The organism is Methylopila sp. Yamaguchi, from assembly GCF_002897035.1.
Lineage (GTDB): Bacteria > Pseudomonadota > Alphaproteobacteria > Rhizobiales > Methylopilaceae > Methylopila.
The window spans coordinates 162,910-178,194 of the sequence record NZ_BAUX01000001.1 but is presented as its reverse complement, the minus strand read 5'-3'; the positions used below and the strand labels follow the sequence as shown (position 1 = coordinate 178,194).

Below are 15,285 nucleotides of genomic sequence, written 5' to 3'. Positions count from 1 at the left end.
CCGGGACGACGCCCAAGCTGCGACCCGAAGGCTCCGGCCATGAACATCTCGAAGTTCTTCATCGACCGGCCGGTGTTCGCCGGCGTCCTCTCCGCCGTGATCTTCCTGGCCGGCCTGTTGTCGATCCCGGCGCTGCCGATCTCGGAGTACCCGGACGTGGTGCCGCCGCAGATCGTGGTGCGCGCGACCTACCCCGGCGCGAACCCGAAGGTGATCTCGGAGACGGTGGCGACGCCGATCGAGGAGCAGATCAACGGCGTCGAGGACATGCTCTACATGTCCTCGCAGGCGACCACCGACGGCGTGATGACGCTGACCGTGACCTTCGCCCTCGGCGCCGATCCCGACAAGGCGCAGCAGCTGGTCCAGAACCGGGTGAGCCAGGCCGAGCCGCGATTGCCGGAAGAAGTGCGCGCGCTCGGCGTGACGACGGTGAAGTCCTCGCCGGACCTGACGCTCGTCGTCCACCTGACCTCGCCGGACGGCCGCTACGATTCCAAGTATCTGCGCAACTACGCCGTGCTGAACGTGAAGGACCGGCTGGCCCGCATCCGCGGCGTCGGCCAGGTCCAGCTGTTCGGCTCGGGCGACTACTCCATGCGCGTGTGGCTCGATCCGCAGAAGGTCGCCGAGCACGGCCTTTCGGCGTCAGACGTCGTCGCCGAGATCCGCGCGCAGAACGTGCAGGCGGCGGCCGGCGTGGTCGGCGGCGCGCCGGCGCCCTCGGACGTCGACCTGCAGCTGTCGCTCAACGCCCAGGGGCGGCTCCAGAGCGAGGAGGAGTTCGGCGACATCATCGTGAAGTCCGGCGCGAACGGCCAGATCGTGCGTCTGCGCGACGTCGCGCGCCTCGAGATGGGCGCCTCGGACTACGCGCTGCGGTCGTTGCTCGACAACAAGTCCGCCGTCGCGGTGCCGGTGTTCCAGGCGCCGGGCTCGAACGCGATCGAGATCGCGGACCGGGTGCGCTCCGAGATGGAGGACATCAAGGCGAACATGCCGGACGGCGTGGACTACTCGATCGTCTACGACACGACCCAGTTCGTGCGCTCGTCGATCGAGGCCGTGCTGCACACGCTGCTCGAAGCGGTGGCGCTGGTCGTGCTGGTGGTGATCGTGTTCCTGCAGACCTGGCGGGCCTCGATCATCCCGCTGATCGCCGTGCCGGTGTCGATCGTCGGCACCTTCGCGGTGATGCACCTCTTCGGCTTCTCCATCAACGCGCTCAGCCTGTTCGGGCTGGTGCTCGCCATCGGCATCGTCGTCGACGACGCGATCGTCGTGGTGGAGAACGTCGAGCGCAACATCGAGGAGGGGCACGCCCCCCGCGCCGCCGCGCTGAAGGCGATGCAGGAGGTGTCCGGTCCGATCGTCGCGATCGCGCTGGTGCTGATCGCGGTGTTCGTGCCGCTCGCCTTCATCTCGGGCCTCACCGGCCAGTTCTACCGGCAGTTCGCGCTCACCATCGCGATCTCGACGGTGATCTCGGCGATCAACTCGCTCACGCTGTCGCCGGCGCTCGCCGCCCTCCTGCTGAAGGGCCACGGCGCGCCCAAGGACCGGCTGACGCGCGGGATCGATTTTCTGTTCGGCTGGTTCTTCCGCCGCTTCAACCGCTTCTTCGCCTGGAGCGCGGACTCCTACGGCCGCGGCGTGACCTTCGCGATCGGCCGCAAGCTGGTGATGCTCGTGCTCTACGCCGGGCTGATCGGCGTGACCGGCCAGCTGTTCAAGACGATCCCCGGCGGCTTCGTGCCGGCCCAGGACAAGCAATACCTCGTCGGCTTCGCCCAGCTGCCGGACGCTGCGAGCCTCGACCGCACCGAGGACGTGATCCGGAAGATGGGCGACATCGCGCTCAAGACCCCGGGCGTGAAGAACGCGATCGCCTTCCCCGGCCTGTCCATCAACGGCTTCACCAACTCGTCCAACGCCGGCATCGTCTTCGTCGGCCTGAAGGAGTTCGAGGAGCGCAAGGACCCGTCGCTCAGCGCCGGCTCCATCGCGATGGAGCTGAACAAGCAATACGCCGGCATCCAGGACGCGGTGATCGCCATGTTCCCGCCGCCCCCGGTGCAGGGCCTCGGCACCATCGGCGGCTTCAAGCTGCAGATCGAGGACAAGGCCGGCCGCGGCTACCAGGCGCTGGACGAGGCCACCAAGGCCTTCCTGGCCCGGGCGAACCAAGCCCCCGAGCTCGCGGGGCTGTTCTCCTCCTACCAGGTGAACGTGCCGCAGCTCTTCGCCGACATCGACCGCACCAAGGCCCGCCAGCTCGGCGTGCCGATCGCGGAGGTGTTCAACACGCTGCAGATCTATTTCGGCTCGCTCTACGTCAACGACTTCAACAAGTTCGGCCGCACCTATTCGGTCCGCGTCCAGGCCGACCAGGACTACCGCGCCCGCGCCGAGGACGTCGGCTTCCTGAAGGTGCGCGCGACCTCGGGCGAGATGATCCCGCTGTCGGCGCTGATGACGGTGAAGCCCAGCGCGGGACCTGAGCGCGCCATGCGCTACAACGGCTTCCTCTCGGCCGACGTCAACGGCGGCGCGGCTCCGGGCTTCTCCACCGGCCAGGCCCAGGCGGCGGTCACCAAGATCGCGGCGGAGACGCTGCCGAAAGGCTTCACCTTCGAGTGGACCGAGTTGACCTACCAGGAGTTCATCGCCGGCAACTCGGGGATGATCGTGTTCCCGGTGGCGATCTTCCTCGTGTTCCTTGTGCTCGCCGCCCAGTACGAGAGCCTGACGCTGCCGATCGCGATCATCCTGATCGTGCCGATGGGCATCCTCGCGGCGCTGGTCGGCGTGTGGCTCTCAGGCGGAGACAACAACGTCTTCACCCAGATCGGCCTGATCGTGCTGGTAGGCCTGTCGGCGAAGAACGCGATCCTGATCGTGGAGTTCGCCCGCGAGCTGGAGATCGCCGGGCGGACGCCGCTGCAGGCCGCGGTCGAGGCCAGCCGGCTCCGCTTGAGGCCGATCCTGATGACCTCGCTCGCCTTCATCATGGGCGTGCTGCCGCTGGTCACCTCCACCGGCGCGGGCTCGGAGATGCGCGCCGCCATGGGCGTCGCGGTCTTCTCCGGGATGATCGGCGTCACCGCCTTCGGCCTGTTCCTAACGCCGGTGTTCTACGTCGTGATCCGCACGCTCGCCGGCGGCCGCAAGCTCAAGAGCCACGGCCATGAGCCGTCGCCGGCAGGCCCTGCGCCGACAGGACCGGCGCCCGGCCACGCCGATCCGCTTTCCATCGGTTAGGAGGGGCGGCACGCGAAGCGTCCCACGCTCTCTCGCCCCTCCCGACGACGACGGCCGCCGACGATCCCCCGGCGGCCGTCGCTGTTTTGCAAGGTGGATCGAGGCTGGCCGAACGGTCGCCACGGACGCTTCGGTTGCGGTCTCGGCCTCGAGCCGGGACCCAGGAACGCCCGTTTCAGACAGGGAGGGACGGGCGGGGCGTCAGCTCTCGAGCGGGCGAGCGTCCGGGTCCCGGCTCAAGGCTCGTATCTGAATTAGAGGGAAAAGACGCGCTGGCTCAGGCCAGCGCCGGCTCCCGCGCGGGGAGCGCGCGCAGCGCGATCTCGGCGACGCGGTGGAGCTCGCAGCGCGTCGCGCCGGCGGCCGCCTTCACGGCCATGCCGAGACCGACCGACATGACGTAGCGCGCCCAGTCGGCGGGGTCCTCGTCGGCGGGAAACTCGCCTTCGGAGGCGGCCCGCTCCAGACGACGCTTCAGCGTCTCCTCGTTGAGGGAGCGGCGGGCGATCAGCTCCTGCCGGATCGTCTCCGCCTCGCCGCCGCCGGTGCAGACAGAGCTGTTGACGCCGAGGCAGCCGGGCGGATGCATGGGATCGGTCAACACATCGGCGTAGCCGCGCAGCAGCTCGCCGATCGTGCCGCGCGCGGTCGGCGCCTCCATGGCCTGCGCCACGAAGCAGAGGTGCATCTGTTCGTAGCGGTCGAGCGTCTTGCGGAAGAGCTCTTCCTTGTTGCCATAGGTCGCGTAGAGGCTGGGGCGCGTGATGCCCATGGCCTCCGTCAGATCGGTCAGCGACGCGCCTTCGAAGCCGCGGCGCCAGAACACCTGCAGCGCGGCGCAGAGCGCCTCGTCGACGTCGAACTCCTTGTGACGGCCCATCTCCGGTATCCCAGTGTTTTTGTACCGGTTGATATAGTACCCGCCGTCCTTCGCGTCGAGGCTTTGCGTTAGCGGGTCCGCCAGTCGCGGACCGCGGTCACGAGGTCGCGGCGCGCCTGTCCTGCGCGCGGACGCCGAACTCGCCCGCGATCGTGCCATGGGCGCCTCGGCGGGCGGGGCCGATCCCGAGTTCAGGGAACAGCAGCTCGGCGACCTTGTAGGATTCCTCGAGATGCGGGTAGCCGGAGGCGATGACGGTGTCGATCCCAACCGCCTGGTACTCCCGCAGCCGCTCGGCGACGGTCGCGGGATCGCCCACCAGCGCGGTGCCGGCGCCCTTGCGGACGAGGCCGAGCCCCGCCCAGAGGTTGGGCGCGATTTCGAGGCGGTCGCGCCGGCCGCCGTGGAGCGCCGTCATGCGCTGCTGGCCGACCGAGTCCGACTGCGCGACCTTAGCCTGCGTCGCGGCGATCGCCTCATCGCTGACCTTGCTGATCAGCCGGTCCGCCGCGGCCCAGGCCTCCTCCGCCGTCTCGCGCACGATGAGGTGGATCCTCAGGCCGAAGCGCAGCGTGCGCCCGCGCTTCGCCGCCGCCATCTTCACCCGCGCGATCTTCTCCGCGACCTGCTCCACCGGCTCGCCCCAGGAGAGATAGACTTCGGTCTGGTCCGCTGCGAGCTCGATCGCGGCGTCCGAGGAGCCGCCGAACCACAGCGGCGGGTGCGGCGTCTGCACCGGCGGGAACGCCAGCTCCGCGCCTTTCGCCGTCAAGTGCCGTCCCTCAAAGTCGACCGTCTCGCCGGAGAGCATCCGCCGCCACACGGTGAGGAACTCCGCCGCCTGGTCGTAGCGGGCGTCGTGGTCGAGGAACACGCCGTCGCCTGCGAGCTCGGCCGCGTCGCCGCCGACCACCACGTTCAGCAGCAAGCGCCCGCCGCTGATCCGGTCGAGCGCCGCAGCCTGCCGCGCGGCGAAGGCGGGGCTCGTCACCCCCGGCCGCAGCGCCACGAGAAATTTGAGCCGTTCGGTGGCGGTCGCGAGCGCGGTCGCGACGATCCAGCTTTCCTCGCATCCCTTGCCGGTCGGCAGCAGAACGCCCTCGAAGCCGAGCCGGTCCACCGCCGTCGCGACCTCCCGCAGGTAGCCGTAGTCCGCGGGCCGATGGCCGACGTCGGTTCCGACATAGGTCCCGTCGCCCTGCGTGGGGATGAACCAGAACAGGCTGAGCGGTTTGGTCATGAGCGTCGTCTCCGGTCGCGTCGACTCGTCAGGAGGGCTTGATACCGCCTCCCGGCGTGGCATGCAAAATTATGTTGACTGAATTTATGGAATTAATGTCTTTAGATCGAGCCGCCGGCAGGGGTCGCGGCGTCTGGAGACTGGTTCGATGTTCCTCACCCGCCGCGCCGCCGCCCTCGGCCTTGCGCTCGCCGCCCTCGTCACGCCGTTCCGGGCCCACGCGGCGCCAACCGAAATCCGGCTCGATTGGGCGACCTACAGCCCGGTCAGCGTCGCGCTGAAGGAGAACGGCTTCCTCGAGAAGGCGCTCGAGCCGCAGGGGATCTCGGTGCGCTGGGTGCAGTCGCTGGGCTCCAACAAGGCGCTCGAATTCCTGAACGCGGGCTCGCTGGACTTCGGCTCCTCGGCGTCCGCCGCCGCCCTCATCGCCCGCGTCAACGGCAACCCGATCAAGTCGATCTACGTCTACTCGCGCGCCGAATGGACCGCCCTGGTGACGAAGCCCGACAGCGGGATCGCGAGCGTCGCGGACCTCAAGGGCAAGCGCGTCGCCGTCACCCGTGGAACCGATCCGCACATCTTCCTGATCCGCGCGCTGGCCCGCGAGAAGCTCACTGACAAGGACGTCAAGCTGGTGCTGCTGCAGCACGCCGACGGCCGTCTCGCGCTCCAGCGCGGCGACATCGACGCCTGGATGGGCCTCGATCCCATGATGGCCTCCGCCGAACTGCAGGACGGCGCGAAGCTGGTCTATCGCGATCCCTCGCTGAACAGCTGGGGGGCGCTGAACGTGCGGCAGGCTTTCGCCGCCGAGAACCCCGCCCTCGTCGACACCGTATTGAAGGCCTACGACCAGGCCCGGACCTGGTCGCTGGAGCATCCGAAGGAGCTGAACGCGCTGCTCGCCAAGGCGGCGAAGCTGCCCGAGGACGTCGTCGCCCGGCAGCTCGAGCGCACGACCATCAAGTACACCCCGATCGGGGACGGGGACGTGAAGGCGGTCGCCGCGGCAGGCGAGGCGCTCGCCCAAGCCGGCGTCATTCCGGCCGAGACCGACGTGACGAAGGTGACGGGCGACCTGATCGACCGCGCCTTCGACGCCAAGCTGACGAACTGACGGGCGGCCGAGCCATGTCCGCCGTCGAGCTTCTGCAATCCGGCTCCGCCGCGCGCGACGAGCGCCCGGCGGTCCGGCGGGCTGCAAGCGGCTGGTCGCGTCCGCTGCTGGGCCTCGCCCTGCCGCTCGGCGTCGCCGCCGCGTGGGAGCTCGCGGTGCGGGCCGGCCTGTCCGACGGGCGGCTGATGGCGCCGCCGAGCCGCATCGCGACGACGCTGGTCGAGCTGTGGCGGACCGGGGATCTGGCGCTCCACATCGGCGCGACCGCGGCTCGCGTCGCCGCGGGCTTCGGCATCGGCGTCGCGGCGGGCACCCTGCTCGGCGCTATCGCCGGCGGATCGACCCTCGTGCGCCGCATCATCGACCCGACGCTGCAGGGCCTGCGCGCCGTGCCGTCCATCGCCTGGGTGCCGCTGTTCATCCTCTGGCTCGGCATCCTGGAGACGCCGAAGATCGCGCTGATCGCGGCGGGGGTGTTCTTCCCCGTCTATCTCGGCGTGCTCGGCGCGATCGCCTCCGTCGACCGGAAGACCATCGAGGTGGGCCGCATCTTCCGGCTGTCGCGGCTCGCGCTCGCCCGCCGCGTGCTGCTGCCGGCGATCCTGCCGGCCTATGCGCTCTCGCTCCGGGCCGGCCTCGGCCTCGGCTGGATGTTCGTGGTGGCGGCCGAGTTCATGGGCGCCTCCGAGGGCCTGGGCTATCTGCTGGTCGACGGCCAGCAGCTGGGCAAGCCCGACCAGATCGTCGCCGCCATCCTCGTCTTCGCCCTGCTCGGCAAGGCGACGGACAGCCTGCTGGTCGCGGCCTCCGCACCCTTTCTGCGTTGGCAGGACACGGCGGAGACGCGGTCGTGAGCGCGGCGCTCGCCTTCGAGGACGTCACCAAGGTCTTCGCCAACGGCAGCCTCGTGCTGTCGCACGTCTCGCTCGCCGTCGCGCCGAGCCGCATCCTTGCGATCGTCGGCGGCTCCGGCTGCGGCAAGAGCACCCTGCTGCGCATGGCCTCCGGGCTCGACGCCCCGAGCGCCGGCCGCGTGCGGCTCGACGGCGCGGCGGTTACGGCCCCGACGGAGGCGATCGGCCTGGTCTTCCAGGAGCCGCGGCTGCTGCCGTGGCTTACCGTGCGCGGCAACGTCGGCTTCGGACTCGAGCATCTTTTCGCTTCCGAGCGCAGGGAGCGGGTCGACGCCGCGCTCGCCCGCGTCGGCCTCGCCGACCGTGCGGAGGCCTGGCCGCGGCAGCTCTCGGGCGGCCAGGCGCAGCGCGCCGCGCTCGCCCGCGCGCTGGTGGCGCGGCCGCAGGCTCTGCTGCTGGACGAGCCGTTCTCCGCGCTCGACGCCATCACCCGCGCCGACCTGCAGGACCACCTGCTGGAGCTCTGGGCGGAGCTGAAGACCACGCTGGTCCTCGTCACCCACGACGTCGAGGAGGCGGTCTATCTCGCCGACGAGGTCGCCGTGATGGCGGCGAAGCCCGGCCGGATCGCCGCGCGGATCGCGATCGATATCCCCCGTCCGCGCCGCCGCCGGTCGCCGGACCTCGACGAGGCCGCCCGCGCCGTGGCCGCCGCCCTCGACGCCGCCCTGGAGCGGGCGCCCGCTCACAGTCGCCACGGCTGACCCGCTTTCCTCAAGCTTCACCGGATCTCGGACAATGAACCGCAGACTTTTCGCAGCCGTCGCCCTGTTCGCCGCCGCGGTCGTCACGCCGGCCGCCGCCGCCGGCCTCAAGATCGGGGTGACGCCCGGCGCCTATGCCGATTCGGTCGCCGCCGCGGCCGAGGAGGCGAAGGCGCAGGGGCTCGCCGTCGAAGTGGTGGAGTTCAGCGACTGGACCACGCCCAACGTCGCGCTCGAGGCCGGCGACATCGACGTCAACTACTTCCAGCACCAGCCGTTCCTGAACAACGCCATCAAGCAGCGCGGCTACGCATTTACCGACGCCGGCGTCGGAACGCTCGCGAACATCGGGCTCTACTCCCTCCGTCACAAGAGCCTTGCAGAGATCCCGACCGGCGGGACGGTCGCGATCGCCAACGACCCGGTGAACCAGGGGCGCGGGCTGCTGCTGCTGGAGAAGGCGGGGCTGATCAAGCTGAAGGACGGCGTCGGCTTCCTCGGCACGCTCGACGACATCGTCGAGAACCCGAAGAAGCTCACCTTCACCGAGGTCGAGGGCCCGCAGCTCGTGCGGATCACCGCCGACGTCGACCTGGCGCTCGGCTATCCGCACTTCATCGTCGCCGCCAAGACCTTCGATCCGGGCTCCGCGCTGATCTACTCCGGCATCGAGGACCGGCAGTTCGCGATCCGCTTCGTCGCGAAGAAGGGGCGCGAGACCGACCCCGACATTCTCAAGTTCGTGGAGATCTACCACTCCTCTCCCAAGGTGCGGGAGGCGATCGGCAAGGCCTTCGCGAACAATCCGAAGCTCTACGCGATCGCGTGGGAAAAATGAGCGAGGCCCACTTCGCTCGTGCGGACGAGGCGCCGCCGCCGCTTGCGTCCCCGCACTGGACGCCGAAGTTCGTCGAACCGCTGATGTTCGACCAGAGCGCGGAGCGCGAGCGGGCGGCGCGCGCGGGGTCGATCGGCTTCCGCGGCGTCTCCAAGGTCTACGCAGCCAGCGCCGCGCCCGCGCTCGCCGGGATCGACCTCGCGATCGAGCCGGGTGAAATCTTCGGCGTCATCGGGCGCTCCGGCGCCGGTAAGTCGACGCTGCTCCGCCTGATCAACCGGCTGGAGACGGCGACCGAGGGCCAGGTGCTCGTGGGCGGCGAGGACGTCGGCGCGCTGAACGAGGACCGTCTGGTCGCGCTCCGCCGCCGCGTCGGCATGATCTTCCAACACTTCAACCTGATGTCGGCCAAGACCGTCGCCGAGAACGTCGCGCTGCCGCTGGTCGTCGCGAAGCGTCCGCGCGCCGAGATCGAGAGTCGCGTCCGCGAGGCGCTGGCGCTGGTCGGGCTGACGGACAAGCGCGACGCCTATCCCGCCCGCCTGTCCGGCGGCCAGAAGCAGCGGGTCGGCGTCGCCCGCGCGCTGGTGGCGGGGCCCGACGTGCTGCTGTGCGACGAGGCGACCTCGGCGCTCGATCCCGAGAGCACGCAGTCGATCCTCGCGCTGCTCAAGGACATCAACCGCAGGCTCGGCCTGACGATCGTGCTGATCACCCACGAGATGAGCGTGATCCGCGAGATCTGCGACCGGGTGCTCGTGCTGGACCGGGGCGCGATCGCCGAGGTCGGGCTGGTCTGGCGCGTGTTCGGCGAGCCCCGGCACGAGGCCACCCGCACGCTGCTGCGCCCGCTGGCGCGAGGGCTTCCCGAGGACGTCGCGGACCGCCTGCGGCCCGACCCTGCGCCGCAGGGCCGGAGCGACGCGATCGTCGAGCTCACCTTCTCCGGCGAGGGAGAGCCGGACATCGGCGCGATCGCGGCGGCGCTCGGCGGGGCCAAGCCGCGCATCCTCTCGGCGCAGCTCGACCGCATCGGCGGCCACACCCAGGGGCGCTTGCTGCTCGCCGTGCGGCTCGCGAGCTCGCCGAATCTGTCGGGCCTCGCGCCCTCGTCCAAGGTGCTCGGCTATGTCGCCGCAGATGATTGACCGCCTGCTGCACGGCCTGCTCGACACGCTGACGATGGTCGGGGCATCGGCGCTGGTCGCGCTCGCGGCGGGCGTGCCGATCGCGGTCCTGCTGGTGCTGACCGCGCCCGACGGGCTGTCGCCCGCTCCGCGGATCAACCGGACTCTCGCCGCCGTGGTCAACGGCTTTCGGGCGACCCCCTTCATCGTGCTGCTAGTGGCGCTGCTGCCGCTGACGCGGCTCGTGACCGGCACCACCATCGGCGTCTGGGCGGCCATCGTGCCGCTGTCGATCTCGGCCACGCCGTTCTTCGCGCGCATCGCCGAGGTGTCGCTGCGCGAGGTCGACGCCGGGCTGATCGAGGCCGCACAGGCCATGGGCTGCCGCCGGCGGCAGATCGTCCGCCATGTGCTGCTGCCCGAGGCGCTGCCCGGCATCGTCGGCGGCTTCACCATCACCGTCGTCACCATGATCGGCGCCTCCGCCATGGCGGGCGCGGTCGGCGCGGGCGGCCTCGGCGACCTCGCCATCCGCTACGGCTACCAACGCTTCGACACCACCGTCATGGCGGCCGTGATCGTGGTGCTGATCGCGCTCGTCTGCGTGGTCCAGTTCGCGGGCGACGTCGCGGTCCGCCGCCTGAGCGCGCGGTAGGAGCGCCCATGCCGAAGGACATCCGTCTCAACGCCTTCGCCATGAATTGCGTCGGGCACCAGTCTCCCGGCCTCTGGCGGCATCCGCGCGATCGGTCCGCCGAGTTCAACCGGCTGAGCTACTGGATTGACCTCGCCAGGACCCTGGAGGCCGGGCTGTTCGACGGGCTGTTCCTGGCGGACGTCCTCGGCGTCTACGACGTCTACGGCGGCTCGCCTGCGTCCGCGCTGCGGCGCGGCGCGCAGGTCCCCGCGAACGACCCGATGCTGATCGTGCCCGCCATGGCGGCGGCGACCCGGCACCTCGGCTTCGGCGTGACCTCGAACCTGAGCTACGAGCCGCCGTTCCCCTTCGCGCGCCGGATGTCCACGCTTGACCACCTCACCGACGGCCGCGTCGGCTGGAACGTGGTGACGGGCTATCTCGACAGCGCCGCCCGCGCCGCAGGCCTCGCGAAACAGCGCGCCCATGACGACCGCTACGCCGTCGCCGGAGAGTACATGGACGTCGTCTACGGGCTCTGGGAGCAAAGCTGGGACGACGACGCCGTGGTGCGGGACCACGCGCGCGGCGTCTTCACCGATCCGACCAAGGTGCGCCCCTTCGTGCACCGCGGCGCGCATTTCGAGGTGAACGCGGTCCACCTGTCGCAGCCGTCGCCCCAGCGCACGCCGGTGATCTACCAGGCGGGAACCTCGCCCAAGGGCCGGGCCTTCGCGGCGCGCCACGCCGAATGCGTGTTCATGTCGGGCCCGAGCCCGCAGGCGATCGCCCCGCGCGTCGCGGACATTCGCCGGCTCGCGGCCGAGGCCGGCCGGGACCCCGCCGCGATCACGATCTTCGCGATGGCGACCGTCGTGGTCGCGCAGACCGACGCCGCCGCGGAGGCGAAGCTCGCGGATTACCGACGCTACGTAAGCGCCGAGGGCGCGCTCACCCTGATGTCCGGCTGGACGGGCGTCGACTTCTCGACCTACCGGCTGGACCAGCAGGTCGCGCATGTGGAGACCGACGCCGGCCGAACCGCCATGGAGAACATCACCCGCGCCGACCCCTCGCGGGTCTGGACCGTGCGCGAGGTGGCGGAGCATGTCGGCGTCGGCGGCATCGGACCGGTGTTCGTCGGCGGGCCGGCCACGGTCGCGGATCGGATGGAGGCCTGGGTCGCCGCCACCGGCGTCGACGGCTTCAACCTCGCCTGCGCGGTCGCGCCGGAGAGCTACGAGGACGTAGCGGACCTCGTCGTGCCCGAACTGCAGCGCCGCGGGCGGTACAAGCGCGCCTACGCCCCCGGAACCCTCCGCGAAAAGCTCGGCGGCGCGGGTCCCCGTGTGGACGCACGCCATCCCGCGGCCGGCTTCCGCCACGCCCGCGCCGCAGACGCCGCCGAATGATCAGGAGACGCCCATGACCGCCCTCAGCACTCCCTTGCGCGTGGTCGCGCCGCGTCTGCCGACGCCCGGCTCGCGCGAGCTCTCGGAACTGCTCGCCGCCATCGCCGAGGGCGCCTCCGAGCGCGACGCGACGCGCACGCTGCCCTTCGCCCAGATCGACCTGCTGCGGGCGGCGCGCTTCGGCGCGCTGCGGCTGCGGAAGGAGGAGGGGGGCGCCGGGCTCACGCTGCGCGAGCTGCTGTCGGTCGTGATCCTGCTCGCCGCCGCCGACCCCAACGTCGCGCACATCGTCCGAAACCACTTCGGCTACGTCGAGCGTTTCGCGCTGCCTTCGACCGGCGACCGTCACGTCCGCTGGGCGCAGCTCGTGGCCGGCGGCGCGATCGTCGGGCTGGCGATGAACGAGATCAACGCCCGCAGCGTCGGCGGCACGAGCTTCGACACGCGGCTCGTCGCCCGCGGCGACGGCTTCTCGCTGACGGGGGTGAAGTACTTCAGCACCGGAAGCCTCTACTCGGACTACGTGCTGGTCCGCGCGCAGGACGAGGCCGACCGCTTCGTCAGCGCCATCGTGCCGGTGGGCCGGAAGGGGTTGACGCTCGAGGACGACTGGGACGGCGTCGGCCAGCGGCTGACCGGCACGGGCACGACCCGGCTCGACGACGTCCCTGTCGCGGCGGACGAGGTGATCTTCGACGACGAGAGCGCGGGCGTCGGCTTCGCCCGGCCCTACACCGGCTCCTACTCGCAGCTGTTCCTGACCGCGATCGTGGCCGGGATCCTCCGCGACGCCGCCGAGGACGCGGCGGAGCTGGTGCGCACCCGCAAGCGCTCGTTCTCCTTCGCGCCGGCCGAGCGCCCGGCGGACGATCCCATCCTGCAGCAGGCGGTCGGCGAGATCGCAAGCGCCGCCTTCGCCGCCGAGGCGGCGGTGCTGGCCGCGGCTGACGCGCTCGACCGCGCCGTGGCCTCGCGCGTCGACGGGGTTCCGCAGATCGACGCCGCCCATGAGGGCGCGCTGGCCGCGGCGAAGGCGAAGGTGGTCGTCGACGCGCTGGCGATCCGCGCGGGCTCGCTGGTGTTCGACGCCGGCGGCGCCTCCGCCACCAAGAAGAGCGCGAACCTCGACCGGCACTGGCGCAACGCCCGCACTTTGGCTTCCCACAACCCCGCCGCCTACAAGGCGCGCAGCGTGGGGCAGCACCTGATCTCGGCCGAGCGGCTGCCGCTGACCGGGTTCTACTGACGCGGGGGGGCGAGCTTAAGCGGCCGCCCGCGCGCGCCGCTCAGGCCTTGGCGATCTCGTGGTTCGCCATGATCTCGAGCGCCTTCGCCATGCCGGAGTGATCCCAGCCGGCGCCGCCGTTCGCGACGCAGACCGAGAACAGCTGCTGGGCGATCGCGGTCGAGGGCAGGCTGACGCCGAGCGCCTTGGCGCCTTCGAGCGCGAGGTTCAGGTCCTTCTGGTGCAGCGCGATCCGGAAGCCGGGATCGAAGGTGCGCTTGATCATGCGCTCGCCGTGCAGCTCCAGGATGCGCGAGGTGGCGAGGCCGCCGGTGATCGCCTGACGGACCTTGGCCGGGTCCGCGCCGGCCTTCGAGGCGAACAGCAGCCCCTCCGCCACCGCTTCGATGGTCAACGCCACGATGATCTGGTTCGCGACCTTGGCCACCTGGCCGGAGCCGACCGGGCCGACATGCGTCACGGTCTTGCCCATCAGATCGAACAGCGGCTTCACGAGGTCGAAGTCGCTTTCCTCGCCGCCGACCATGATCGACAGCGCCGCGTTCTTGGCGCCGACCTCGCCGCCGGAGACCGGCGCGTCGAGATAGGACGCGCCCTTGGCGGCGACCTTCTCCGCGAATCCCTTGGTCGCGATCGGGGAGATCGAGCTCATGTCGACCACGATCTTGCCGGCCGACAGGCCTTCCGCGACGCCGCCTTCGCCGAACAGCACCGTCTCCACGTCCGGCGTGTCCGGCACCATCGTGATGATCACGTCGCTCTTCTCCGCGACCTCGGCCGCGGAGGCGCATGGCTTGCCGCCGGCCGACACGAGCTCCGCCGGAACCTCGCGCCGCGTCTTCAGGAACAGCGTGTGGCCGCCGGCGATGAGGTGGCCGGCCATGGGCTTGCCCATGATGCCGAGGCCGATGAATCCGATGTTCATGAGAGGTCTCCGGGTCTGTGTATAGGCTATGGAGAAACTGTGGACGCTTGGAGAACGGTTACTCCGTCATGCCCGCGCTTCGCGGGCATCCACGACTTGGACGTCAAGCGCTACGCCCAGCGAAGTCGTGGATACCCGGCTTCGCCGGGCATGACCGCCCATCAGCGCCGGTGTTCAGCCCTCTTTGAAGCGTTTGGCGAGCGCCTCGGTGGTGCGGGCCAGGAGGCTCATGTCGGAGCCGACCGCGGTGAACAGCGAGCCCGTTGCGATGTAGCGCCGGGCGAGCGTCTCGTCGCCGGTGAGGATGCCGGGGGCCGCGCCGGCGGCGACGATGCGCTTCAGCGTCGCTTCGATGGTCGCGACCACGTCCTCGTGGCCTTGGCGGCCGATGTAGCCGAGGCTGGTGGAAAGGTCGCCGGGGCCGACGAACACGCCGTCGACGCCTTCGACCGCCGCGATCTCCTCGAGGTTGTCCAGCGCGCGCTGGGATTCGATCTGGACGGTGACGAAGATCTGCTCCTCGCACAGCGAATGGTAGTTCGCCACGCGGCCGAAGCGGGCCGCGCGGGGCGCCTGGCTGAAGCCGCGGACGCCACGCGGGGCGTAGCGGGTGGCGGCGACGGCGCGGGCGGCCTGGTCCGCGTCCTCGACGTTCGGGATCATCAGCGACAGGGCGCCGGCGTCGAGGATGCGCTTGATGGTGATCGGGTCGTCGCTCGGCACCCGCACCATGGCCTGGGTCGGGCCTTCCATGATCGCCTGCAGCTGGACGTAGACGTCCGCGAGGTCGTTCGGAGAGTGCTCCATGTCGAGCAGGATCCAGTCGAAGCCGGAGCCCGCGATCACCTCGGTCGAGATGTGGCTCGCGAGGCTCGACCACAGGCCGATCTGCTGGCGGCCGGCCTTAACCGCGGTCTTGAAAGTGTTCTGGGGGAGGTTCATCGCCGGTCCCTTGTGTCGATGGCGTCTGTCGGCGTGATCCGC

General features: G+C 70.5%; 13 protein-coding genes. 9 read left to right on the top strand and 4 right to left on the bottom strand.

Annotated elements, in window-relative coordinates:
• The first annotated feature begins 39 nt into the window (after positions 1–39).
• On the top strand, positions 40–3,261 hold the full coding sequence (locus tag METY_RS00840) for an efflux RND transporter permease subunit (protein WP_103119504.1): 3,222 nt from the start codon (positions 40–42) through the stop codon (positions 3,259–3,261).
• 277 nt (positions 3,262–3,538) lie between these two features.
• On the opposite strand, the gene METY_RS00835 is transcribed toward METY_RS00840, so the two are convergent.
• Positions 3,539–4,141, bottom strand: coding sequence for a TetR/AcrR family transcriptional regulator (locus METY_RS00835; protein WP_103119503.1), 603 nt, complete (start codon positions 4,139–4,141; stop codon positions 3,539–3,541).
• 97 nt (positions 4,142–4,238) lie between these two features.
• Positions 4,239–5,381 carry an FMNH2-dependent alkanesulfonate monooxygenase gene (gene ssuD / locus METY_RS00830; protein ID WP_103119502.1) on the bottom strand — a complete coding sequence of 381 codons (1,143 nt, stop codon included), beginning with the start codon at positions 5,379–5,381 and terminating at the stop codon, positions 4,239–4,241.
• A gap of 148 nt (positions 5,382–5,529) precedes the next feature.
• Here ssuD and METY_RS00825 point away from each other — a divergent pair, with 148 nt between their 5' ends.
• From METY_RS00825 to METY_RS00790, 8 genes are all read left to right on the top strand, one after another.
• On the top strand, positions 5,530–6,498 hold the full coding sequence (locus METY_RS00825) for an aliphatic sulfonate ABC transporter substrate-binding protein (protein WP_103119501.1): 969 nt from the start codon (positions 5,530–5,532) through the stop codon (positions 6,496–6,498).
• Between the two features lie 14 nt (positions 6,499–6,512).
• Positions 6,513–7,352: an ABC transporter permease gene (locus tag METY_RS00820; protein WP_103119500.1), complete on the top strand. Its 840-nt coding sequence runs from the start codon at positions 6,513–6,515 to the stop codon at positions 7,350–7,352.
• Positions 7,349–8,116, top strand: coding sequence for an ABC transporter ATP-binding protein (locus METY_RS00815; RefSeq protein ID WP_103119499.1), 768 nt, complete (start codon positions 7,349–7,351; stop codon positions 8,114–8,116). Before METY_RS00820 ends, METY_RS00815 begins: the two co-directional genes overlap by 4 nt.
• A 34-nt stretch (positions 8,117–8,150) precedes the next feature.
• The gene (locus METY_RS00810) at positions 8,151–8,954 is read left to right on the top strand and encodes a MetQ/NlpA family ABC transporter substrate-binding protein (RefSeq protein WP_103119498.1); all 804 of its coding nucleotides are present in this window, start codon (positions 8,151–8,153) and stop codon (positions 8,952–8,954) included.
• Between the two features lie 83 nt (positions 8,955–9,037).
• A complete protein-coding gene (locus tag METY_RS00805) occupies positions 9,038–10,102 on the top strand; it encodes a methionine ABC transporter ATP-binding protein (RefSeq protein WP_244593482.1) in 1,065 nt (354 codons plus the stop codon).
• A complete protein-coding gene (locus METY_RS00800) occupies positions 10,083–10,736 on the top strand; it encodes a methionine ABC transporter permease (RefSeq protein WP_103119496.1) in 654 nt (217 codons plus the stop codon). The genes METY_RS00805 and METY_RS00800 overlap by 20 nt, the downstream gene beginning before the upstream one ends.
• Before the next feature lie 8 nt (positions 10,737–10,744).
• Complete coding sequence (locus tag METY_RS00795; protein ID WP_103119495.1) at positions 10,745–12,130, top strand: LLM class flavin-dependent oxidoreductase; 1,386 nt, start codon at positions 10,745–10,747, stop codon at positions 12,128–12,130.
• Between the two features lie 13 nt (positions 12,131–12,143).
• Positions 12,144–13,376: an acyl-CoA dehydrogenase family protein gene (locus METY_RS00790; RefSeq protein ID WP_103119748.1), complete on the top strand. Its 1,233-nt coding sequence runs from the start codon at positions 12,144–12,146 to the stop codon at positions 13,374–13,376.
• 40 nt (positions 13,377–13,416) lie between these two features.
• Here METY_RS00790 and METY_RS00785 read toward each other — a convergent pair whose 3' ends face one another.
• On the bottom strand, positions 13,417–14,301 hold the full coding sequence (locus METY_RS00785) for a 2-hydroxy-3-oxopropionate reductase (protein WP_103119494.1): 885 nt from the start codon (positions 14,299–14,301) through the stop codon (positions 13,417–13,419).
• A 174-nt stretch (positions 14,302–14,475) separates the two neighbouring features.
• A complete protein-coding gene (locus tag METY_RS00780) occupies positions 14,476–15,243 on the bottom strand; it encodes an HpcH/HpaI aldolase family protein (protein WP_103119493.1) in 768 nt (255 codons plus the stop codon).
• Positions 15,244–15,285: the final 42 nt, after the last annotated feature.